Origin of the sequence: Pseudoalteromonas xiamenensis, assembly GCF_017638925.1 — a bacterium.
Classification (GTDB): domain Bacteria; phylum Pseudomonadota; class Gammaproteobacteria; order Enterobacterales; family Alteromonadaceae; genus Pseudoalteromonas; species Pseudoalteromonas xiamenensis.
Genome location: NZ_CP072133.1, coordinates 1,958,711 through 1,979,772, shown reverse-complemented (window position 1 = coordinate 1,979,772; position 21,062 = coordinate 1,958,711). Strand labels below are relative to the sequence as shown.

18 protein-coding genes, 2 tRNA genes and 1 pseudogene are annotated in these 21,062 nt (G+C 44.9%); 9 read left to right on the top strand and 12 right to left on the bottom strand.

The window, feature by feature from the left end; translation table 11 throughout:
• The first annotated feature begins 179 nt into the window (after positions 1-179).
• The 6 genes and pseudogenes from J5O05_RS09570 (at position 180) to J5O05_RS09545 (ending at position 8,212) form a co-directional block, all read left to right on the top strand.
• Positions 180-1,454: a serine hydrolase domain-containing protein gene (locus J5O05_RS09570; RefSeq protein ID WP_208841873.1), complete on the top strand. Its 1,275-nt coding sequence runs from the start codon at positions 180-182 to the stop codon at positions 1,452-1,454.
• A 239-nt stretch (positions 1,455-1,693) separates the two neighbouring features.
• On the top strand, positions 1,694-2,647 hold the full coding sequence (gene ylqF, locus J5O05_RS09565) for a ribosome biogenesis GTPase YlqF (RefSeq protein ID WP_208841872.1): 954 nt from the start codon (positions 1,694-1,696) through the stop codon (positions 2,645-2,647).
• A gap of 443 nt (positions 2,648-3,090) precedes the next feature.
• Positions 3,091-4,393 (top strand): annotated as a pseudogene (locus tag J5O05_RS09560) (GntP family permease).
• Positions 4,394-4,541: 148 nt separating this feature from the next.
• Positions 4,542-5,336: a TIGR00266 family protein gene (locus J5O05_RS09555; protein WP_208844503.1), complete on the top strand. Its 795-nt coding sequence runs from the start codon at positions 4,542-4,544 to the stop codon at positions 5,334-5,336.
• Between the two features lie 162 nt (positions 5,337-5,498).
• Positions 5,499-7,586, top strand: a complete 2,088-nt coding sequence (fusA, locus tag J5O05_RS09550) for an elongation factor G (RefSeq protein WP_208841871.1) — start codon at positions 5,499-5,501, stop codon at positions 7,584-7,586.
• A 437-nt stretch (positions 7,587-8,023) separates the two neighbouring features.
• The gene (locus tag J5O05_RS09545) at positions 8,024-8,212 is read left to right on the top strand and encodes a hypothetical protein (protein WP_208841870.1); all 189 of its coding nucleotides are present in this window, start codon (positions 8,024-8,026) and stop codon (positions 8,210-8,212) included.
• Here J5O05_RS09545 and J5O05_RS09540 read toward each other — a convergent pair.
• From J5O05_RS09540 to J5O05_RS09515, 6 genes are all read right to left on the bottom strand, one after another.
• Positions 8,201-8,551, bottom strand: coding sequence for a hypothetical protein (locus tag J5O05_RS09540; RefSeq protein WP_208841869.1), 351 nt, complete (start codon positions 8,549-8,551; stop codon positions 8,201-8,203). The genes J5O05_RS09545 and J5O05_RS09540 overlap by 12 nt on opposite strands.
• 9 nt (positions 8,552-8,560) lie before the next feature.
• Positions 8,561-9,025, bottom strand: a complete 465-nt coding sequence (locus J5O05_RS09535) for a hypothetical protein (protein ID WP_208841868.1) — start codon at positions 9,023-9,025, stop codon at positions 8,561-8,563.
• 293 nt (positions 9,026-9,318) lie between these two features.
• Positions 9,319-9,501 (bottom strand): hypothetical protein, encoded by a 183-nt coding sequence (locus tag J5O05_RS09530; protein WP_208841867.1) that lies wholly within the window; start codon positions 9,499-9,501, stop codon positions 9,319-9,321.
• A 273-nt stretch (positions 9,502-9,774) separates the two neighbouring features.
• Positions 9,775-11,019: an alpha/beta hydrolase gene (locus J5O05_RS09525; RefSeq protein ID WP_208841866.1), complete on the bottom strand. Its 1,245-nt coding sequence runs from the start codon at positions 11,017-11,019 to the stop codon at positions 9,775-9,777.
• Positions 11,020-11,079: 60 nt separating this feature from the next.
• Positions 11,080-13,800, bottom strand: coding sequence for an ATP-binding protein (locus J5O05_RS09520; RefSeq protein WP_208841865.1), 2,721 nt, complete (start codon positions 13,798-13,800; stop codon positions 11,080-11,082).
• A gap of 49 nt (positions 13,801-13,849) precedes the next feature.
• Complete coding sequence (locus J5O05_RS09515; RefSeq protein ID WP_208844502.1) at positions 13,850-14,311, bottom strand: Lrp/AsnC family transcriptional regulator; 462 nt, start codon at positions 14,309-14,311, stop codon at positions 13,850-13,852.
• 163 nt (positions 14,312-14,474) lie between these two features.
• Here J5O05_RS09515 and J5O05_RS09510 point away from each other — a divergent pair, with 163 nt between their 5' ends.
• A complete protein-coding gene (locus tag J5O05_RS09510; RefSeq protein ID WP_208841864.1) occupies positions 14,475-15,662 on the top strand; it encodes a PrnB family protein in 1,188 nt (395 codons plus the stop codon).
• A complete protein-coding gene (locus tag J5O05_RS09505; protein WP_208841863.1) occupies positions 15,659-16,774 on the top strand; it encodes an aminotransferase class V-fold PLP-dependent enzyme in 1,116 nt (371 codons plus the stop codon). The genes J5O05_RS09510 and J5O05_RS09505 overlap by 4 nt, the downstream gene beginning before the upstream one ends.
• Positions 16,775-16,811: 37 nt before the next feature.
• Here the strand turns inward: J5O05_RS09505 and J5O05_RS09500 are convergent, their stop codons facing one another.
• The 6 genes from J5O05_RS09500 to J5O05_RS09475 all read right to left on the bottom strand — a co-directional run bounded on the left by J5O05_RS09500 (position 16,812) and on the right by J5O05_RS09475 (position 20,554).
• The gene (locus tag J5O05_RS09500; RefSeq protein ID WP_208841862.1) at positions 16,812-17,555 is read right to left on the bottom strand and encodes a hypothetical protein; all 744 of its coding nucleotides are present in this window, start codon (positions 17,553-17,555) and stop codon (positions 16,812-16,814) included.
• Positions 17,556-17,562: 7 nt separating this feature from the next.
• The gene (locus J5O05_RS09495; protein ID WP_208841861.1) at positions 17,563-17,919 is read right to left on the bottom strand and encodes a response regulator transcription factor; all 357 of its coding nucleotides are present in this window, start codon (positions 17,917-17,919) and stop codon (positions 17,563-17,565) included.
• Positions 17,920-17,934: 15 nt separating this feature from the next.
• Entirely contained in the window at positions 17,935-18,288 is a 354-nt protein-coding gene (locus J5O05_RS09490) for a response regulator (protein ID WP_208841860.1), read from the bottom strand.
• A complete protein-coding gene (locus J5O05_RS09485) occupies positions 18,288-20,126 on the bottom strand; it encodes a PAS domain-containing sensor histidine kinase (RefSeq protein WP_208841859.1) in 1,839 nt (612 codons plus the stop codon). Before J5O05_RS09485 ends, J5O05_RS09490 begins: the two co-directional genes overlap by 1 nt.
• 226 nt (positions 20,127-20,352) lie before the next feature.
• Positions 20,353-20,445, bottom strand: a tRNA-Ser gene (locus J5O05_RS09480).
• 18 nt (positions 20,446-20,463) lie between these two features.
• Positions 20,464-20,554, bottom strand: a tRNA-Ser gene (locus tag J5O05_RS09475).
• 145 nt (positions 20,555-20,699) lie between these two features.
• On the opposite strand from J5O05_RS09475, the gene J5O05_RS09470 reads away from it, so the two are divergent.
• Entirely contained in the window at positions 20,700-20,843 is a 144-nt protein-coding gene (locus J5O05_RS09470; protein ID WP_208841858.1) for a hypothetical protein, read from the top strand.
• The last annotated feature ends 219 nt before the right edge of the window (positions 20,844-21,062 follow it).

Here is a 21,062-nt window from a genome sequence, read left to right as displayed (position 1 = left end):
ATAGAAAATCCGTCAGCCCTTTACATATTTTGTAACGATGAATTGCTGGACTATCCGCGTTTAAATTCGTTATTCCTATATGACATGAATATCAAAAGATAAGAATTAATTATTCATTTGCTGCATACGGCTCAAGGCTGCCATCCGACGGTGCGGTTATCAGATAAGGAAACGAAAAGATGAAAAAAACACTGCTGTGGAGTCTCTCCACGCTTGGCGTGTTAGCGCTATGGGGAACGCTGAATTTTCTTGCAACGACGCAAGGTTGGGGTTTAACGCCCATAGCCCCGTATGGTGACGACGAGGCTTTTGCTCAGGCGCTCGATAAAGAAGTAGCACAGACTTTTAAAGGTAATATTGCACTGGCGTTATTGAAAAAGGGTCAACTGGTCCATTCGAAATACGATTCTAAGGGGCAACCTGTGGACGCGCACACTCGCTTTGGTGCAGCGTCGCTCAGCAAATGGGTCACTGCCGTCGGCGTCATGACGTTGGTCGAACAAGGTAAGTTGGATTTAGACACGCCGGTGTCGACTTATCTCACGCGTTGGCAGTTGCCTCCAAGCCAGTTTGACAACAATAAAGTGACCTTAAAATTGCTGCTGAGCCACACCGCGGGTATTACAGACGGACTCGGACACAACGGGTTTGCACCTGGTGAAGCGGTGCAACCTTTGGTTGAACATCTGACACACGCAAAAGATGCCGATGAAGGTAAAAGTGGTAAGGTTCGTGTTGAGATGGAACCGGGCAGCAAGTGGATGTATTCCGGTGGTAGTTACAACCTTATCCAATTAATTATTGAAGAAGTGTCGGGTACCACTTTTTCTGACTACATGGAAAAAGCGGTATTTCAACCGCTGGGAATGACCAACTCAAGTTTTGCCCAACACGATAAGAAGCAGCCGCTCGCAGAGTATTTTTCGGAAAATGGCAATATACGCTTTTATCCGAACTACACTTCTTTGGCGGCAACGGGATTGTATACAAGCGTGGATGATTTAGTGCGATTTGCGAATGCACAGTTACCGTCATCGGTGGTATCAACTTCTGGCCCTCGTTTGTTGACGGACCAAACCCTTCACTTAATGAGAGCGCCACTGGCATCTGTACAAGGTTTGGAAATCTGGGGTGCAGGCAACATGTTGTTTGCGCCGGCCAGTGATAGCGATTACGTCGTTGGTCACGGCGGTAAATCACCTTATTTGAATAGCAGTGTACGTATAAATCCCGTGACTGGTGACGCAATTATCGCCTTGGAAACAGGCAATGATGACGCTTTAGCATCCAATTTAGCGACCTATTGGACTGTATGGCAAACAGGCAAGCCGGATATCTATGTCTTGAGTAATTCCTTTCCAACGATGTTGATTAGAATCGCTATAGGCGGAATAGTTATCATTGTCGGGGCTTTTGTCTTGGCGTGGTATCTACGCCGACTCCAGCGAGCATAGAATACCGTGACGTTGGGTGAATCCATTCACCCAACCCTCCTTTATTTTATCTTTTATGCCGCGACGGGTTGCCCCCGTGTTTGGTGTTTTTACTATTTGATAGCGTCAAAATGGACGCGGCATTCATCTCTTTTCACTTCTATAGTAAACTATCCTCATTCAATCCAAGTGCCGTAATGCTGGAAATACCATTTTTCTGAGCATTGCTAAGAACTTAGTTAACAAAGGTTTAAATTTAAATGACGAGACAGACTATTCAGTGGTTCCCTGGCCACATGAACAAAGCGCGCAATGAAATCAAAGAGATCATGCCGCAGATGGATGTCATTATCGAAGTGTTAGATGCGCGAATTCCTTACAGTAGTGAAAACCCTATGGTTGCGGAGCTTCGCGGAGACAAGCCGGTCATCAAAATTTTGAACAAAGCGGATCTTGCAGATCCGGAGAAAACGGCACAGTGGCAAGCATATTTGGAACAAGAAGCAGGTGTGAAAACACTGGCATTTGGTCATGAAAAAGCTGCAGAAGTTCATCAAATTAACGAATTGTGTAAGAAGCTCGTGCCGCATAAATTGGGTGCAGACAAACAGATTAAAGCCATGATTATGGGGATCCCGAATGTGGGTAAATCCACCCTCATTAATATTCTGGCTGGACGCATCGTGGCAAAAACGGGTAACGAACCTGCGGTTACCAAAGCACAGCAGCGTATCAAACTTGAAGATGGCATTATGCTGTATGACACACCTGGAATGCTTTGGCCAAAAGTAGAAAACGGCAATTCAGGGTATCGATTAGCGGCGACCGGCGCGGTGCGAGACACTGCGATGAACTACGAAGAAGTGGCAAGCTTCACTGCTGAATATCTGTTGTCCGAGTACCCAGAGCTGTTAAAAGCACGCTACAAGATGGAAGAACTGCCAGAGTGTGATTGGGAGTTTATTGAGCGAGCAGGTAAGTTGCGTGGTTGCTTACGTAGTGGCGCTCAAGTGGATACACACAAGTTTTCAGAGATTTTGATCAATGAACTGCGTGATGCGGTAATTGGGCGTATTACGATGGAAACGCCGGCCATGCGTGAGGAAGAAGAAGTCATGGTGCAACAGCAACGTGAAGAAGCTGAAGCAAAGAAAGCGGCAAAAGCCGAAGAAAAGAAAATGCGCTTGGCTCGAGCACGTAAGAATCGCCGCTAGGTCGATTTTCGACGTGATCAATTGCAATAAAAAAAGCCCTTTCGGGCTTTTTTGTTTCATATCTACCGTCACCGATATGAGCAATGTAGCAAGTAAAATTGTGAAGAGGTTGAATAGAAGAGGCTTCAAGGGGCGTTGTTACCTCTAATATTCGACCATACGTTTAACGTTCGCCAACGTGTTTCAGGGTCGAGAAACAGAATCGTTGTTACAAGCCAACTACTTACCTGTCTTGTTGAGATTGATTATCAATTAGATTAAGTTGGCAGTCAATACTTATTTGAAAATAATTCTCATTTAATCTTTCGCGTGTTTTATCATTTACGTTTTACCTGCATTGAATGACCTTGCCGACCTTTTAAGCAACGGACTGGCTTTGAAGTCTCGTAATTTACGTTTTTTTAACGTATAAAAGGAGAAAAAAGAACGAAATAGGAACGGTTATGTTAAGCCTTATTGGACTATTGGGAGCGCTCGTTGCACTCATCTGGCTAACGCTACGAGGATTTAATCTGTTCATTTCTGCACCACTTTGTGCGCTGCTCGTTGCCTTGACGAGTCACACCGCTATCTTTCCCATCACGTCAGAAGTCAACTTTATTGATGCCTATATGGGTGGCTTTGCCAGTTTCGTCAAAGCGTGGTTTTTGATGTTTTTGCTCGGCAGTTTGTTTGGCAAGCTGATGGAAGAATGTGGCGCTGCAGATGCGGTGGCACGGTGGATAGTATCGAAGTTGGGAATGCAGTACGCGGTATTAGCTGTTGTAGTTGCGTGTGCGGTATTGACCTATGGCGGAGTGAGTGTCTTTATCGTCGCGTTTTCCGTCTACCCTATGGCATTGAGTCTGTTCAAAGATGCAAATTTGCCACGTCGTTTTATTCCCGCAACCCTAGCCTTTGGTTCGGTGACGTTTACCATGACGTCAGCTGGCAGCCCTGAAATCCAAAATTGGATCCCGATTCAATATCTTGGTACGTCGCCTTACGCAGCGTGGCAAGAGAGCCTTGTGATTGCGATAGTGATGGCGGTGCTTGGTTATGTGTTGTTGAATTGGATGATCAAACAGGCGAAAGCGAATGGAGAACATTTTGAAGTGCGCGATGATGATCCTGAATCAACAAATCGTGCATTACCTCATCCACTCACCGGGTTACTTCCTTTGTTTGTGGTGTTGGAGCTTCTCATACTACTTTCATGACCTCTTAAAGCAAAGTGCTTTGATAGTTGCTCTATTGGGTGGTGTACTCTCGTTACTGGTTATCAATTGGCGCTATTTTAGCCGACTACATCACGCCGTTGGCTATGCCTCAACGGGCGCCCTCGTCGCGATAGGCAATACTGCAGCCGTGGTTGGATTTGGCTCTGTTGCGAAACTGACGCCTGCTTTTCAAGACGCGGTGAGCGTGATGATTACCATGCCAGGTCATGAGCTTGTTGGTGCAGCTATCGCTGTCAGTGTTATTGCGGGACTCACTGGCTCGGCTTCTGGTGGACAAGCGATTGCGTTACCTTTGGTTGCACCACATTATCTTGATGCAGGCGTGTCACCAGAACAACTGCACCGTATCGTTGCAATTAGTTCAGGCGCGCTAGATACCTTGCCTCACAATGGCTACGTAGTAACAACCATCCGGGCTATATGCAACGAGAAACATGAGACGGCGTATTGGCCGCTGGCACTGCTGACTGTGGTAGTACCCCTACTTGGGTTGTTGCTCATTCTCGGCTTGTTTATTTTGTTTTAGTGGTGTGGCTCACACTTACTTACAGTTTTAGCATGGACAGCAAAACGAAATTCGGCAAGATGGAAAGAAAGGACGATTTGACGTGCTACTCACATTGAACGAGATAGGTCGTCAATCTTTTACAGCGTAATGTTATGTGCATGGGAGAATAGAAATGAGATGCCACGAAATTGACTATCGAATTATCGGCGAATCAATGCAAATGGTTGAAGTTGAGCTTGACCCAGGTGAAGCCGTTATTGCGGAAGCGGGCGCCATGAACTACATCGAAGACGGGATCCAGTTTGAAGCTAAAATGGGTGATGGTTCGGACGTCGAGCAGGGGTTTATGGGCAAGCTATTTAGTGCGGGTAAACGCATGATCAGCGGCGAATCTTTGTTTATGACGCATTTTACCAATCGCGGCATGGGAAAAAAGCACGCGGCATTTGCAGCACCATTTCCAGGGACAATTGTACCACTTAATATGGCTCAGTTAGGTCAATCGGTCTATCTGCAAAAAGATTCATTCCTATGTGCTGCGCTTGGTACGAAAGTAGACATTGCGTTTCAGCGTAAGTTAGGTGCAGGTTTCTTTGGTGGCGAAGGGTTTATCCTCGAACACCTGCAAGGTGATGGAATGGCGTTTGCACATGCGGGCGGTACGGTCATCGAAAAAGAATTACGAGGTGAAACATTGCGCGTGGATACAGGCTGTGTGGTCGGTTTTACGGGTGGAATAGACTTTGATATAGAACGAGTTAAAGGCCTTAAAAGTATGTTCTTTGGCGGCGAAGGTTTGTTCTTAGCGACGTTATCTGGTCATGGGAAGGTCTGGATCCAAAGTTTACCGTTCTCACGTTTAGCGGACAGAGTCATTGAGCATGCGCCACAAATGGGTGGACAAAGGCAAGGCGAAGGCTCGATTTTAGGCTCATTAGGCGACTTAATTGACGGAGATTGATAATTTTGGCGGCATAAATGTCGCCAAAATTCCTTGTACACTTATTCATCTAAAAAAATTTTCTCAAATTGCACGCATTTTAAGCGGTTTCAAGGATGATGTTCGCTACAAGAGGTGATATACTCCCGCCGAATAATTTTTCTACTTAAACAGAGCACATCAATGGCAGATTTATCAAAATACAGAAATATTGGTATTTTCGCGCACGTTGACGCTGGTAAAACCACGACAACAGAACGTATTCTTAAGCTTACTGGTAAAATCCATAAGCTAGGCGAAGTACACGACGGCGCGTCGACCATGGACTTCATGGAGCAAGAAGCTGAGCGTGGTATCACGATCCAATCAGCAGCGACTACCTGTTTCTGGAAAGATCACCGTTTTAACGTTATCGACACTCCGGGACACGTTGACTTCACAGTAGAAGTATACCGTTCACTTAAAGTTCTTGACGGTGGTGTGGGTGTATTCTGTGGTTCTGGTGGTGTTGAGCCTCAGTCTGAAACAAACTGGCGTTACGCGAACGACGCAGAAGTATCTCGTCTAATCTTCGTAAACAAGCTAGACCGTATGGGTGCGGATTTCTACCGCGTAGTTGGTCAAGTTAAGAAAGTACTTGGCGCAAACCCACTTGTTATGACGCTTCCAATTGGTATCGAAGACCAATTCATCGGTGTTGTTGACGTTCTAACTAAGCAAGCATACGTATGGGACGATTCAGGTCAACCTGAAAACTACACAGTTCAAGACGTACCAGCAGACATGGTTGACAAAGTTGACGAATACCATGAAATGCTAGTTGAGTCTGCAGTTGAGCAAGACGATGAACTAATGATGGCTTACATGGATGGCGAAGTTCCATCTATTGAGCAATTAAAAGCATGTATCCGTAAAGGTACACGTGACCTAGCGTTCTTCCCAACGTTCTGTGGTTCTGCGTTCAAAAACAAAGGTATGCAACTTCTACTAGACGCAGTTGTTGAGTACCTACCAGCTCCAACTGAAGTTGCTCCACAAGATCTAACAGATCCAGAAACTGGTGAGCCAACAGGCGCAGTTGCTACTGTATCTGTAGACGAGCCTTTCCGTGCGCTTGCGTTCAAGATCATGGATGACCGTTTCGGTGCACTTACGTTCGTACGTATCTACTCTGGTAAGTTGAAGAAAGGTGACACGATCCTTAACTCTGCTACAGGTAAAACAGAGCGTGTTGGCCGTATGGTTGAAATGCACGCAAACGACCGTAACGAGCTTGAATCAGCTCAAGCTGGTGACATCATCGCTATCGTTGGTATGAAGAACGTTCAAACAGGTCACACACTATGTGATCCTAAGCACGAATGTACTCTTGAGCCAATGATCTTCCCAACGCCGGTAATCTCTATCGCTGTAACACCAAAAGACAAAGGTGCTGCAGAGAAGCTAGGTATCGCGCTAGGTAAGATGCTTGCAGAAGATCCATCATTCCAAGTTGAAACAGACGAAGAAACGGGCGACACTATCCTTAAAGGGATGGGTGAACTTCACCTTGACATCAAAGTTGACATCCTTAAGCGTACATTCGGTATCGAATTGAACGTAGGTGCTCCACAGGTTGCTTACCGTGAAACTATCACGAAGCCAGTTGAAGACAGCTACACGCATAAGAAACAATCAGGTGGTTCTGGTCAATTCGGTAAGATCGATTACCGTATCAAGCCAGGTGAAGTTGGTTCAGGCTTCGTGTTCAAGTCTACAGTTGTTGGTGGTAACGTTCCTAAGGAATTCTGGCCAGCAGTTGAGAAAGGCTTCAAGTCAATGATGAACGAGGGTGTGCTTGCAGGCTTCCCAGTACTAGACATCGAAGTTGAACTATTTGACGGTTCATTCCACGCAGTTGACTCATCAGCTATCGCGTTCGAAATCGCTGCTAAAGGCGCATTCCGTCAATCAATCCCGAAAGCGGGTGCACAACTTCTTGAGCCAATCATGAAAGTTGACGTGTTCACACCAGAAGACAATGTAGGTGACGTAATCGGTGACCTTAACCGTCGTCGTGGTATGATCAAAGACCAAGAGCCGGGTGCAATGGGTATCCGTATCAAGGGTGAAGTTCCACTTTCAGAGATGTTTGGTTACATCGGTCACTTACGTACTATCACGTCTGGCCGTGGTCAATTCTCTATGGAATTCTCACACTACATGCCATGTCCAATGAACGTGGCAGATGCGGTAATCGCAGCTGAGAAAGAGAAAAAAGCGAAGAAGTAATCTTACTTTTAAGCTAAAAAAAGCCTCGATTTAATCGGGGCTTTTTTGTTTTTGGCAGACACACATCTGCGTTGACAGTGAGAAGGCCGTTATTGAGAGTGTTTTAGTGACGGATCTTCATTTCGGTGTTTTGATAGGGCCTGCGCTTAAAACCTTTCCTTCCACATCTTGTTGTTACTTCATTTCTCCCTTTACCAGCCCAGATAGGTTAAGTCGCGAACACACAGAAAACGGTATTGAATGCCGATTAAAGGCCATACATAGGCAAAGAATCTTTGCTTTATCGTATTCTGCGAATTATGGTAATAGAAAGGGGAGTTGGTGAGTATGCTAGGTTTTGTAGCTAGAAATGAAACCAAATGGCGTCAATAGGCGGGTTTGCCACCTTATTGTGCTTACCGAATACAATTAACTGGTAAAGAGATGTTTGAGGTGCCATGCCAATTCTTCAAGTGATCTATATCTTCATTTTTGCGCTTTTTGGGATGGCTACGACGGATTTAGCACGTTTCATCTACCTCAATTGGCGTTACGAAGAAATCCGTCTCAATTTGATTATACGCGTTACGGCGTATTCTATTTTAATTGTCATTTTAGCGGTATTAGGTCCCCTGTTATTTGCCTAACGTAATGGCTTCACAGGTTTTATTTACACACAGGGCTTGCACTGGGTAAACCGTTGGGCACGTATGAGTATCGGCTTGTTGCTTTACGTGTTGCTGCATGATCCATTGTTCGTATTGTTGGGCTTCTAATTCGCTTAAGGCTTTGGTTGAGTATACTTGGTAGCCAGAGGGCGAAGCACAACCTGAAGCCATCGGAAGTTCAATAACGTGGCATTGGAAACTACCATCACAACCGCTCACATCTTTATTGTTAAAACTGCTGCTGTTCAGAGAAGGAACCGAAATGGACTCGCAACCCACTAAGAACACGAGTCCGAGAGTACCAAGTATACGTATCATTAAAAGCTCCTAATAAGCCGGATTTGCGGATGTAGCCGTGGTGCATTGTTGATTGACGCATTGTATCAAAGGTTGCGTAAGATGTTCGCAAATGCTCATGGTCATTTCTTTTTTATTTTTAGCATTTTCGGCTGCAGTGATGGCTTTTGCGAGCTTCTCGACCTCTTCTTGTGGTGCATGATCAGTTGAATAAACAAGGTAGCTTGATGGACCACCACAGGCACGTTTGCCTACAGGCAGTACCTGGCAAGATGCTTGAGAAGCACATTGTTTATTTTCGGTCAGAGAATTTAACTGGTGTTTCAAAGAGGCTATATCAATACTTGGTTGAGCTTCTTGAGCTTCTTGAGCTTCTTGAGCTTCTTGAGCTTCTTGAGCTTCTTTAAGCTGCTCCAACTTGGGTGTTGGCTGTTCTCTTACTGTTTCCGTGGCGTTATGGTCGGATTTAACGTCGTTACAGGCACTAAGTGACATTGCTAAAGCCATAATTAGAAGGGAATATTTCATCGGAAGTATCTGCCATACATAAAGAATGTTCCGTACAGCATGCCTGTCTATAAATTAGAATACAAGCTTAGTGTTTGTTCAAGCTGCAAGCGCTCTGCGGGGCAATATAATGAAATAGTGCATTTTTCTATTACCACTGCAGAGTGAGCGCTTTAGTATTGTCATTGTATTAACCTAAGTTGCGTATACGAGGTGGAAAGTACCAATCTATACTGTCAGCAGGCATGATTAGCTGCTGCTATGCGCATCTGAGGTTATGATTAGTTATAGCCTAGTACAAAAACTTTTGGTTCTTCACCTTTACGTTTCTGCTCTTTTGTTGGGCTTAGCAAACCGTAAACTTCATCGCGGTAGCTATCACTTTCATTGAGTAAGTGATCGTCAATAGGTTGAGTTAGTTCACGCTCCGGTGCTAAAACAGATTTGTTCAATTTATGTGTCATAAGGTTCCCCCAGTTTTACCGTATGTGTTTTGATTACGAGACGCGACATTCGCGCCGTGCCGTAAATATAGAGCATAGACCATGCCATTGAGATGATCTGGCTCATGTTCTGATTTATAACGCTATTTTTCTTAAATATTGCTGAATATTTAATCTTAAGCGTACTAAATTGGATCATTTTTGCACTATAACAGCGCAAGACGCATAAAGTGGACTGATCACTTAAAAAGTATTAGTTAGAGAGATTAAACTCAGTCTTATGGATTGGAATAGTTATGGCAATGCATGAACGAAGTGTTCAAGTACTTGTTCTAATTGATGATAGTAAGGGTTGTAGGTAAGTCTTTGAAATATTGGGTTAGATTGCGTGTTTTCAATAGTCGTTTCACCACGGACAGCATTTGGCTCCAGCGTACACTGTGCATACTTTTGCAGATCTTTTAAATAAATTCCGCAGTGTCGATATGTCCCATTTTTCCCGTAAAAGGGGTGTGAGGGGGGATGTAAAAGGCCAATATGCGACATTCCATTGAACGCGACGCAAAGTTCTTCGATACATCGAGCTTGCTCGATTTGGTATTTTTCCCCGAGTACAGATTGCGCCCAAGACCGCTCTCCATAAAGTAATAAGGTATCACGTGGATGATGCCATTGGGCTAACAGGCCTAATGTTGCATGACTATCAATTGTTGTATCCACCTCGCTAAGTAGCGTTAGTTTGGGAATGTTTCGTAATGCGGCGTGGTTAAAGTTGGGTTGATAAAACGTACTCATTACCTCATGGACTAACGCGGCGGCAGCCATGGGAAAGCTTTCATATTTAAATGGGTCAATATCCGGCGCTTCATCTAACCAACGAAGACCCGGTACGTATTGAAGCCACTGAGCCAAAAAGCTGTATTTATTGTGCGATTGTGATGCAGGTGCAATCAGCACGATACCGGATACCTTATCTGGTTGGAGTGCGGCGGCGGTGAGCGCGAGTGCGGCGCCCGTTGAATACCCAACAAGCAACACCTGTTCAAAATTCGTTTGGGCATCTAAAAGCGCTTCTTGTGTTATTTCCGACCAAGCCGTCACGTCGACTTGTTGTAAATCACTAGGAGCGGTTGCGTGACCTGGAAGCAGCAAAGTGCGTACGGTATAGCCTTGTGCCCAAAGCAGTGGGGCAATTGCATGAAAGCTAAACGGCGAGTCGGTTAATCCATGAAAAAGGAGCGCCACTTTTTTCGATTGGGGTTGCTCAAGTTCAAAAGGGGCGACGAGATCACTGACGGTTACAGGGGGACTAAGCTGGTCGTGTTTGATAAGCCATTGCGTTGTTGGAGTACTAATTGGACAAGGTAACGTCCCGCGAGGGTTGCGAGTGGCGATAATTTGCTTACTTTGCGCAGCGTAACTCGAAAAAGACGGCGTGCTGCGGTACGACACGAAAAGCGGCCCTTCGCTAGTTGCATAACGGTATGGCGCATCTTGGATTTGCGCTTCCAATTGTTGTGCGTTTAAACGCGAAGACAAGCAGCTAGTCTCGGCAAAAGTAGCCGAGTCTCATGAACAAGAGCAGCAACCACATTCTGATCATGAAGTTGCCAATCTCATGAGTAACTCACCGAGTTTATCTCTGTCTAAAGGCTTAGCGAGATGATAATTAAAGCCAATTGCCTCGGCATGCGCTTTATGTTCTGGCATGACGTCCGCAGTGAGCGCGACAATCGGCAGCGTACTTTTTGATTTTTGTTCGCGGATTAACGCGGTTGCTTGGTAGCCATCCATAACTGGCATTTGGCAATCCATCAACACAACATCAAAATGTTCTAATGCCACTAAATTAACTGCCAATTGGCCATTTTCAACAATGGTCGGTTCAATGTTGAAGGAATTCAGCATTGCTTTAATGACGACTTGATTTACGGGATTGTCTTCGGCAACCAAGACATGCAGTTTTGATAGCACTTGATTGTCAATGTTGACCACTTGAGTTTCAGGAGCTTTGCCGACAGGAAGTTTAAGTTCAAGATTAAATGTTGTACCAACACCAAATTCACTGCTGATTTTGAGCTCCCCGCCCATGAGTCGACACAAGTCTCTTGAAATAGCCAAACCGAGTCCCGTTCCACCAAATTTGCGAGAAGTGGAAGAATCAGCTTGGCTGAAAGGTGCAAAGACGACTTCAAGTTTGCTGGGTTCGATACCAATGCCCGTGTCGGCAACTGAAATCGCGAGCTTGAAATGGCGTTTTTCGATTTTATGTTGGACAGACACCACAACTTTGCCGCGAGAGGTAAACTTAATTGCATTGCTGCAGAGGTTGATTAACACCTGCTCGAGACGCAGCACATCACCTCTGAGCCAGCATTCTTTGGGTAATGAGTGCTCAATGCGCCACGTTAGCCCTTTTTCCTGAGCGGCTGTTGCAAACATGCTGTCTAAACGCATTAGCACGTCACTTAAATTAAATTCGTGTTCTTCCAACACCAACTTGTTTGATTCAATTTTGGAAATATCAAGAATGTCATTCACAAGATTCAGTAACGTTTTTGCCGCAAGACCAATTCGCTCTATGTAGGTATGCAGTTCGTCACTGGATTTAGTAATTTTGGCCAAAGAGGCAAACCCGATCACCGCATTTAATGGTGTGCGGATCTCATGGCTCATGTTGGCTAAGAAGCGACTTTTCGCTTGGTTGGCTTCGTCGGATTCACGCTTGGCTTTGGCAAGGGATAATGTTTTCACTTCCACTAAATGATTGAGTGCCTCACTTTGACGGACAAAAAGTAAAATGAGTAACGACAGTAAACTGCAGATAGAGATTTGCAGGATCATCAGCATTAACGTTTGCTGATGATTCAAATTCGAAATAAATTCATCCCGTAAGCTGAGTTCCATACGCCAAGTTTGCCCCGCAAAATACAGTGTGCGCTCTCTGGTATATGGGTAACTAGACGGTTGCTCCGACCCGCGATTTTGGTAAAACGGCCGTGTTTTCCCTGATTCGTACAGCGCAACATTAAGCATTTGTGCATTACTTTGCGTGATGGCCTCTTCTACGATGGTTTTCGCATCCACAACAATTGTGGCAAATCCACCGATTTGATGGTTACCCGTTTTAGTATCGATTTTGGATGAGTAAACTGGCGCAAACAGCAAGTAAGCGGGTTGGTCATTACTGGATTGAACCAGCTGAAGGATCCCTGACGCTTGAGGCGTATTCGACAACTCAGCGGCAATTAACGCGGATTTTCGATCTGGACGAGAATACACATTAAAACCAAGGGCATTGCGGTTATCCGCTTCAGGAAGAATATACGTGACCACCACTCTTGGGTCATTTTCACTTAGCGGAGCGCCTTTGATGGCGACATCATTGCCATAAAGCGACTGCAAACGTTTGTTGAAGGCATCAACATCGGCAGGTGCAACCGCCACATTCCAAGACAAGGCTTTAATGAATAGGTGTTGGCGGCGCAGTTTTGCTGCCGCGAGCTTGAATTCTGGCAACGTTAAATGTGGGTCTTGGTAAATAACCGCAGATAAATCGTAGGCGGCTAAAAGTGTTCTACCTAGGTGGCGATGGAGGATCGTTTCAACGACTTGTGCTTCTCTGTCAGCAACTTGAGTTGCGTTATGTTGGTTGTTTTTGGTGTACATATAGGTTGTGACTGCAACAGAGCAGATCAACGCCATGCTACCAACGACAGCCGACCAAGAGCGAGGCTTGTGTGCGACACTTTTCAGCCAAGGCTGCACTAACACCATGATAATGGGTGTAATTAAAATCACTCCCAAACTGTCACCCAACCACCAAAATAGCATGTTCGTCCAGTGATTTTCTGGACTGTAATGAGGATTAAACAAGCTTAATGACGCGACACCAACATTGGATGAAATTAAGTTGACGGCAATGCCGACAATACCGATAACGTAAAACGCGTGAATTCGTGATTTGGGAAACAAGGGGTTACCCAGCCAATTGCGCAGCAGCAGCCCACCGACAAGCGCTTGCAGCATCGCACCGGTAGCGATGAGACTAATTTCAGCAACTTTGAGCCATGAAAACGCGAGCAATGCACCCGTTTGTGAGACACTCCAATTAAATATTGCGGAGGCGAGAAAGACTCCGGGTAGAAAACGCAGTCCACAAACGTAGGTCCCCGTAAGCGCTATGCCCGCGGGTAACCAAATTGGTAACACTTGCGATTGGACAGTAAAAAACAGAAGCGCATGTCCACTGACCACATAGGCAACCAAAAATAAAAGGTATAGCGTGGCTTTTTGCCATCGAGATTGAAGAGTAAGCACGACGTTTCTACATCTTTCCTTGGTTGTCACGAGTGACTTTAGTATAGCCTTAAATTGGCAGTGAGCGTCTACTAAATGTTTGTTTTAGCACTATTGTTGATTCAACCGCTGCAACATGGTGCTGCGTAGCCAGCTTGTGTTTTAGAAAAAACTCATAGTGCTCTAAGTCCTCTGCGACCACTTCCAACAAATAATCGTAGCTCCCAGAGATGACCGAACAGCTCAACACGTGCGCAAGTGATTCAACATGGGATTCAAATTGACTCGCCGCAACCGCCGAGTTTTCAGACAAGCGAACAAACGCATAGACCAATACACTCAGGCCGAGTGATTTTGCATTAAGCTTTGCGTGATAACCTTCAATAATGCCGTCTGACTGCAACTTTTTAACGCGTCTAAGGCAGGGGGTGTCGGATAAACTGACGTGTTCTGCCAAGGCACTGTTGGACATGCGCGCATTGTTCTGAAGCGCACGTAATACTTCTTTGTCTTTCTTATCAAGCGGTGCCATTTGAGTGATTTTCACTATTTTTCAATTGTTATATTCATATTGTTGCTGATAAATGGAGTAAATCAACCTGATTTTGCGAATTTTATTTCGAGTAGCTTTGTTAAGCTGGTGACTATGAGACACTGCTATTTTAGTGTCAGGCGTCGTGAAAATAGAGAATAAAATGAGTACGTTATCAACAGAATTTGATCAGTGGATCCGACATGACTTTGTACAGTTGAATGATCAACTTGAAGCGTTGTATTGGCAGCAAGATGACAAGGCGAACGTCGTCGCGGTAGGTGAAGACATTAAGCAAACGCTTACCACGCAAGGTAATGCGTTTATCATCAAATTGCTTGCCGAAGGCAACACCGATGAAGGTTTCGAAAATGCCTTTGATTTACTTGGGAATGTTGGATTGTTTATGGCGGCCTGCCGTCGCCATGAAATTACCGAACCGAGTCGCGAGGTTATTTCGCCTTTGCAAGAAGCCTCAGCGCTTGCCATGCACATAGGCGCATCCATAGGGGTTACACCACGTTTCGCAACCGCACATTTAACCACTCACAACAAAGCGGTGAATGGAGTATATAAACGCTTCACCAATCTTCACGCGGAGAAGTTGTTTATTGATTACAACACGCGTGGCATTTTGGCGTATAAAAGAGCGGCGGAATCGTTGATAAAAATCCATTCCCTCGGTATTTCACACCCAATGACGCCGATTTTGCTGACAGAAGTCAAACGCGCACTGCTCGATGTTATTGAATCAAATCAAATACTCTATACGGAATTGGATACGGACGCGTTTTTTTACCAAGTTCGTCCATATTACAAGCCTTATCGAGTTGGCAAAGAGATCTACCGAGGTGCAAATGCAGGCGATTTTGCAGGCATTAACGTGATAGACCTGATGCTGGGTTTATGCCAAGCCAACGATGTGCATTATGGTCAAATGCTCGTTGATAAATTTTTATATATGATGCCGGAAGATCAAGCGACACTTCGAGAATGCATGCGTTTGCCCAATTTGTTCGATGCACTGCTTACTGAAGCGGAAAATGGCCATACCGGCAGTTGGTTTGAGGAAACGGCCACCTTGTTTATGCAAGTGTGTAAATTGCACGGGGATACGGCCATCCAACATCACAATCAATTAGTCAGTAAGTACATCGCTCATCCTTCACAGCGTTTGGCGCAGCAACATATGGACAAAGTCACCGCCAGTGGACCACCGTTGCCGGTATTGCTTAAGCAATTAGAAACATTACGAGACAAACGCGCCGCGGCGAATCGTGAAGACATCTATACTCGTTATCAAGATCTGCAAATACTCCGCCAACGAGTAAAAGGAGGTGCTTCACAATGATAAACAAAGGTGATGCGTTTCATTTGCCAAAAAACGGGACCTATTTGCTTAGTCATTCCGTTGGGCGACCTTTAAAGTCCTTACAAGCGCATATACGAGCGCACTATTTTGAGCCGTGGGAACAGGGCTTAGTGGAGCCTTGGGGGCATTGGTTACAGGGGATTGAGCAATTTACTGCTGCACTAGGGAGGCTATTCAATGCGCCAGCTACGCAGTTTTGTCCTCAAACCAATGTATCCAGTGGTTTAACGAAGCTATTACAAAGTTTGCCTTCATCCACGACACCCATTCGATTGTTGATGAGTGAAAATGACTTTCCAAGTATGGGGTTTGTTGCACAGTGTGCGCGTAACGACATCGAGCTTCACTTTATTGGCGCGGACGCAGACATGAGTGATCCTGATGTTTGGCAAATGCACTTAACCCCAGATATCGACTTTGTTTTTGTCAGTCACGTTTATTCAAATACTGGCCAGCAAGCGCCCATTTCCTTCATCGCCTCAAAAGCAAAAGAGCGCGGTATAAAAGTCATTCTAGACGTCGCCCAATCAGCCGGGATTTTGCCCGTCGATCTCAATGCGCTACAAATTGATGTGATGTTGGGGTCGTCAGTCAAATGGCTGTGCGGTGGGCCTGGTGCGGCTTATTTATGGGTCAGTGAGGCGTTGTTGAGTGAGTTAAAACCAAAAGATGTCGGGTGGTTTTCGCACGCTAATCCATTTGAATTCGACATTCATCATTTTGAATTCCACCAAACCGCATTACGCTTTTGGGGGGGAACGCCGTCAGTCGAGTCCTTTATCGGTGCCGCGCACAGCATTCACTATTTTACCGAACTGGGCATTGCGCAAGTGCGAGAGCATAACTGGGCTTTACTCTCTCAGCTACACACCGCGCTTGAAGGGTATATGGTGTCAGAATGTAAAATTGAACGTGCTTCAGGTACGGCGATTGTGTCATTTGGTGCTCATAATGAACGAATTTTAGCGGCTCTGAAAGAACAGCAAATTGCGGTAGATTGTCGCCTGCATGGATTACGTATTTCACCCCATTTGTACAACACACAAGATGACCTTAATCGGTTTGTTGAGGTGGTTCAAGCTCACCTTTGAGCTTGAACTTGAGTCTAGGCGACAAGGGTTTCACAGATTAAACGAGTTTCAATGCCTCTAGTTGTTTGATTAATCTCTGTAAATCGACTTGAGTATTGAACAGCGCGCCTTCTGACTGGCTTAAATTAACAACGCCTTCTTCAACCAGTTTAGTGAAGAAGTCTTCTTGTATTTCCGTGAGTTCGAGTAAGTGATAGCTGGATGAAATCTTCGTCAGCATGTCTGAAAGAACGGAATTTACAATCGTGTTGTGTTCGTTTATCGCACTGCTAATGTCTGCAACTGTTTGCTTTAAATCAGCGATGGCTTGCGCCATGCCACTGCGTAAGGACAAGTCTTCCAACTTGGCTTCTAAGCCTTCGACGATGGCTGCCGTGTAATCTCTGACCTCACCTTTAACCGCATCATCAGCGGGCATGTTTTTAACTAAAAACGATACATGCTTGCCATTGACCATCAAACGCTGCCCAAACTCAAACAGTCGACCTTTATTGGCAATCGTTTCGTAAACGTTAGCTTCAATGGGGCTAAGCTGTGCCCCGTTGAAATCCAGCATCATCGGAGTTGGCTTACGAACGGAAATACTAGCCCGCAATCTAAAAAAGCGCATTGCATCAAAAAAGGTCTGGATAACCCCCTCAACGTTTGTACACGCATTGAGGTTTTTGAAAAAGCTCATGACATAGCTGTACTGCGATGCCTGTTTCATGGTGACTTCTACTAGCTGATAGGCCTCTTGGTGGCTCTGTTGCAAGGCATGGCGTTCTTTGAGTAGTTTCAAATCGCGCTCAATACGCGAGATGAGGCTCTTTTATTTCAAACGGTTTACCGATGAAATCATCTGCGCCCATTGCAAAGGCCTTCAATTTCGTGTCGATTGAACTGTCACCAGACACGACGAATAACGCATACGGGTTACCGTTTGCGGCGCTCGCTAGCTTTTCACACAGTGCAAGACCTGGCATGTCGGGCAACCCAAGATCTAACATAACGAGCGACGGTTGCACGGCTGTGAATTGGTCTAAAGCACTTTGACCGTCATGGGCAAAATAGCATTGATATTGGTCTATTAGCGTCTCTGTAATTAACGCACAATAGTCCAAGTCATCATCAATAATCAGAATTTTCGTTTTAGGGTGATTCATTTTTGTCACTTTCAATTATTCAGCGAGTTGTTGCGCTGATACGGCTTCGGTAATTAGTTTAATAATCACCTTGAAATCAAAAGGTTTACTAATCACTTGTTGGAACTCATCGCATTTAGGAAGTTCAAGTTCGCCCGTTACTAAAATTTTCGGTATGTTTGGTGGCAGTTGGCGTGCAACGTCCACACCGGTCATGTGGCGAAGTCGGTAGTCGATTAACACCAAATCAGGCGTGTTTTCACGGCAGAACTCGATGGCGTCCTGTTCCTTGTCAAAACAGCGTAACGCCACATCTTGGTCGTGCATGAACTCCTGCATTAACTCACCTAATTCGACTTCGTCGTCGATATACACCAGTCGTAATGTCATCACTCTTCACTATCAGACAACGCCCTAAATCGCGACGCAAAACACGTATGTTTACTATGTTCGTTGAGGTATAGCTGAGCATTGTGTCGTTCGCAAATTTCACGGCAAATTGATAAACCAAGACCAGTCCCTTCACCTTTAGGCTTTGTGGTAAAAAAGGGTTGAAAGAGTTTATCACGCGCACTGCTTTCAATACCGTGGCCAGAATCCACCACTTCCACCGCGACGTGTTGGTGCTCATCGCTAACCCTTATTTGGATCCAACGAGTCTCCTGTGCCTTGACCGCATCTACAGCGTTATTGATTAGATTGATAAACACCTGTTCAATCTCAATTTCATTGCAGCGAATTAAGTGCTGAGAGGAACCAGAGACCTCTAAGTTGACTAGATGCCGCCTAATATTAGGTTTAGTCAGAGAGAGCGCCTCTTGCAAGAGTTTCTCCACATAGGTTTGGCTATTCATGTCATCAAAACTGGTGCGGGCAAATCGCTTTAAGCTTTGCGTTATGTGTTCTATGCGTTGTGTGGATTTCAAAATGGTTGCGGCTTTTTGCAAAACTGCATCAGGTTGTTGATTTACCCTTTCTAACTCAAGGAGTTGAGCGCTACCTGAAATGATCCCAAGTGGGTTGTTGATTTCGTGGGCGATGCTCGCAGCAAGCTCGCCTAACGACGCTAATTTAGAATTTTGAATAGAGCGTTGCTTTTCAATCGCGAGGTTTTGTTCGGCGAGTTTCTTATCATGAATATCTTGTATAGTGCCTGAAATCGAGTAAATCGAACCGTCAATGTAATTCGCTTTGCCATTGGTGAACACCCAGCGCTCATTGCCTTTGGCGGTCCGAGCCAGCAATTCCAATTCGTAGGGAATGCCATGGTGCATCGCTTGATAAACGGCGTTTTCGATAATGGGTTGGTGTTGCGCGACATAAAGCTGAATGCCTTCGGGCAGCGTTGGAGAGTAACCATCGCGTTGTTCTACTTCGAGAATTTTGAAGGTCTCTTCAGTCCAAAAGAGTTCTCCCGTTGCCACTTTTAACTCCCAACCACCGACTTTGGCAATTGCACTGGTTTCGTTCAGTATTTTCAGTGTTTTGGTCAGTTCAACTTGGTTTACGATGCTATCGGTAATGTCTTGGCGGATGGACACATAGTGGGTGATCTCTTTGTTGTGATTTTTCATTGGCACAATAATGCTGCGCACGTAATACAAGTTTCCGTCTTTCTTTCGATTGGTAATCGTACCTTCCCAAATTTCACCTTTCGAAATGGTTTGCCACATTAATTTGAAAAAATGTTTTGAATGCATACCTGAGTTAATAATGCGATGCGATTGACCCACCAATTCGTCATAAGCATAGCCGCTAATGTGACAGAACTTCTCATTGACATCTGTAATGATGCCCATGCGGTCAGTTTGTGAAATGATTGTTTGTTCTAGCAACGCGTTTTGCAGCTGGTAGTGTTGGTTTTTGGCGTTAAATTCGTCGGTAAGATCGCGCGCGGTTGCGTAAATACGTTGGCTCGATGGGTCATATACAATGCGCCATGCCAGCAACAAATATTGCCCTGCATTGGTGCGAAAACGATTGTTGATCCGAACAATGCTTTTGCTGTTGAGCAATGAGCGAAGTGTCTGCTGTGTGGCACTCACGTCATCGGGATGGATCAGGGTAAGCAAGGACGTTTGATAGAAAAAGGCTTTCTCGAACCCAAGCATTTTCACAAAGGCTTTGTTTACACTGATGGTTTTTCCATCAATGCTGGCAATGCAAAATAAATCTGAAGAGAGATCATAAAACTTCGCGAGTTCTTCAAAGCTCAATCCGTGTGTCATAGCATACCTTCTTGATGGCTGCGTTACATGGCGCAGCTAGGCAAATCGATATAAGGCTAATTAAAGTATTACAAGAGCTTAGTAGAATAGTAAAGCAATGTTCCTTTTACTGAGAAAGGATGAGACTAGTCGCGTGGAAATACGGTCAGCGTGTACCTGAAGTTGTTAAATAGGCAAATTTCAGACATAAAAAAACCGCTTAATTAAGCGGTTTTTTTACAAGAAATGGCGGTGAAAGAGGGATTCGAACCCTCGATAGGGCTACAAACCCTATACTCCCTTAGCAGGGGAGCGCCTTCAGCCTCTCGGCCATCTCACCGCAACAAAACTTTAAAAGTGGCGGAGAGATAGGGATTTGAACCCTAGATACGCTATTAACGTATGCCGGTTTTCAAGACCGGTGCTTTCAACCACTCAGCCATCTCTCCATGGAGCAGAATAATACTGAGCGAAATTCGCTATGTAAACAGTTTATTGAACTGTTTGCCTAAAAATTAGACGAATATTGAAAGGTTTAAGAAAATTTTTAGATTTTGGGGTGTATTTAGAAGAAATTGAGGCAGGTAGAAAAGATTGCAAGGATGTCGTCTGGTTGGGAACGACATCCGATTGCAAGATTACTTAGTGTGTACAGCGTTTGCCAAAGCGAGCATTTTGCCAACTTGGTTGAACAGTGTTGACCAAGTAAAAGATGGTTTTACTGTTGTTGCTGTGTAAAGGTGTGTGCTTGGGTTGCAACATGCACCTGCGCCATTAAGCATTGTCTTCTCCTGCAAAGTGTGGTTGAGTACGGTGCTTATTTTGCATGCAGATTGTCGAAAAATAAAACGATAAATATTGGCCCTATCGGATTAGTTAAATTTATCCGATCAATCTTTCATTCAGAATGAAATATCAAAAAATATGCAAGATTGATTCAGTGTTTCGCCTTTATTT

Coding starts and splice junctions, on each gene's coding strand:
- J5O05_RS09570 (WP_208841873.1), top strand. CDS start 180: ATGAAAAAAACACTGCTGTGGAGTCTCTCCACGCTTGGCGTGTTAGCG.
- ylqF (WP_208841872.1), top strand. CDS start 1,694: ATGACGAGACAGACTATTCAGTGGTTCCCTGGCCACATGAACAAAGCG.
- fusA (WP_208841871.1), top strand. CDS start 5,499: ATGGCAGATTTATCAAAATACAGAAATATTGGTATTTTCGCGCACGTT.
- J5O05_RS09545 (WP_208841870.1), top strand. CDS start 8,024: ATGCCAATTCTTCAAGTGATCTATATCTTCATTTTTGCGCTTTTTGGG.
- J5O05_RS09540 (WP_208841869.1), bottom strand. CDS start 8,551: ATGATACGTATACTTGGTACTCTCGGACTCGTGTTCTTAGTGGGTTGC.
- J5O05_RS09535 (WP_208841868.1), bottom strand. CDS start 9,025: ATGTCACTTAGTGCCTGTAACGACGTTAAATCCGACCATAACGCCACG.
- J5O05_RS09530 (WP_208841867.1), bottom strand. CDS start 9,501: ATGACACATAAATTGAACAAATCTGTTTTAGCACCGGAGCGTGAACTA.
- J5O05_RS09515 (WP_208844502.1), bottom strand. CDS start 14,311: ATGGCACCGCTTGATAAGAAAGACAAAGAAGTATTACGTGCGCTTCAG.
- J5O05_RS09510 (WP_208841864.1), top strand. CDS start 14,475: ATGAGTACGTTATCAACAGAATTTGATCAGTGGATCCGACATGACTTT.
- J5O05_RS09505 (WP_208841863.1), top strand. CDS start 15,659: ATGATAAACAAAGGTGATGCGTTTCATTTGCCAAAAAACGGGACCTAT.
- J5O05_RS09495 (WP_208841861.1), bottom strand. CDS start 17,919: ATGAATCACCCTAAAACGAAAATTCTGATTATTGATGATGACTTGGAC.
- J5O05_RS09490 (WP_208841860.1), bottom strand. CDS start 18,288: ATGACATTACGACTGGTGTATATCGACGACGAAGTCGAATTAGGTGAG.
- J5O05_RS09485 (WP_208841859.1), bottom strand. CDS start 20,126: ATGACACACGGATTGAGCTTTGAAGAACTCGCGAAGTTTTATGATCTC.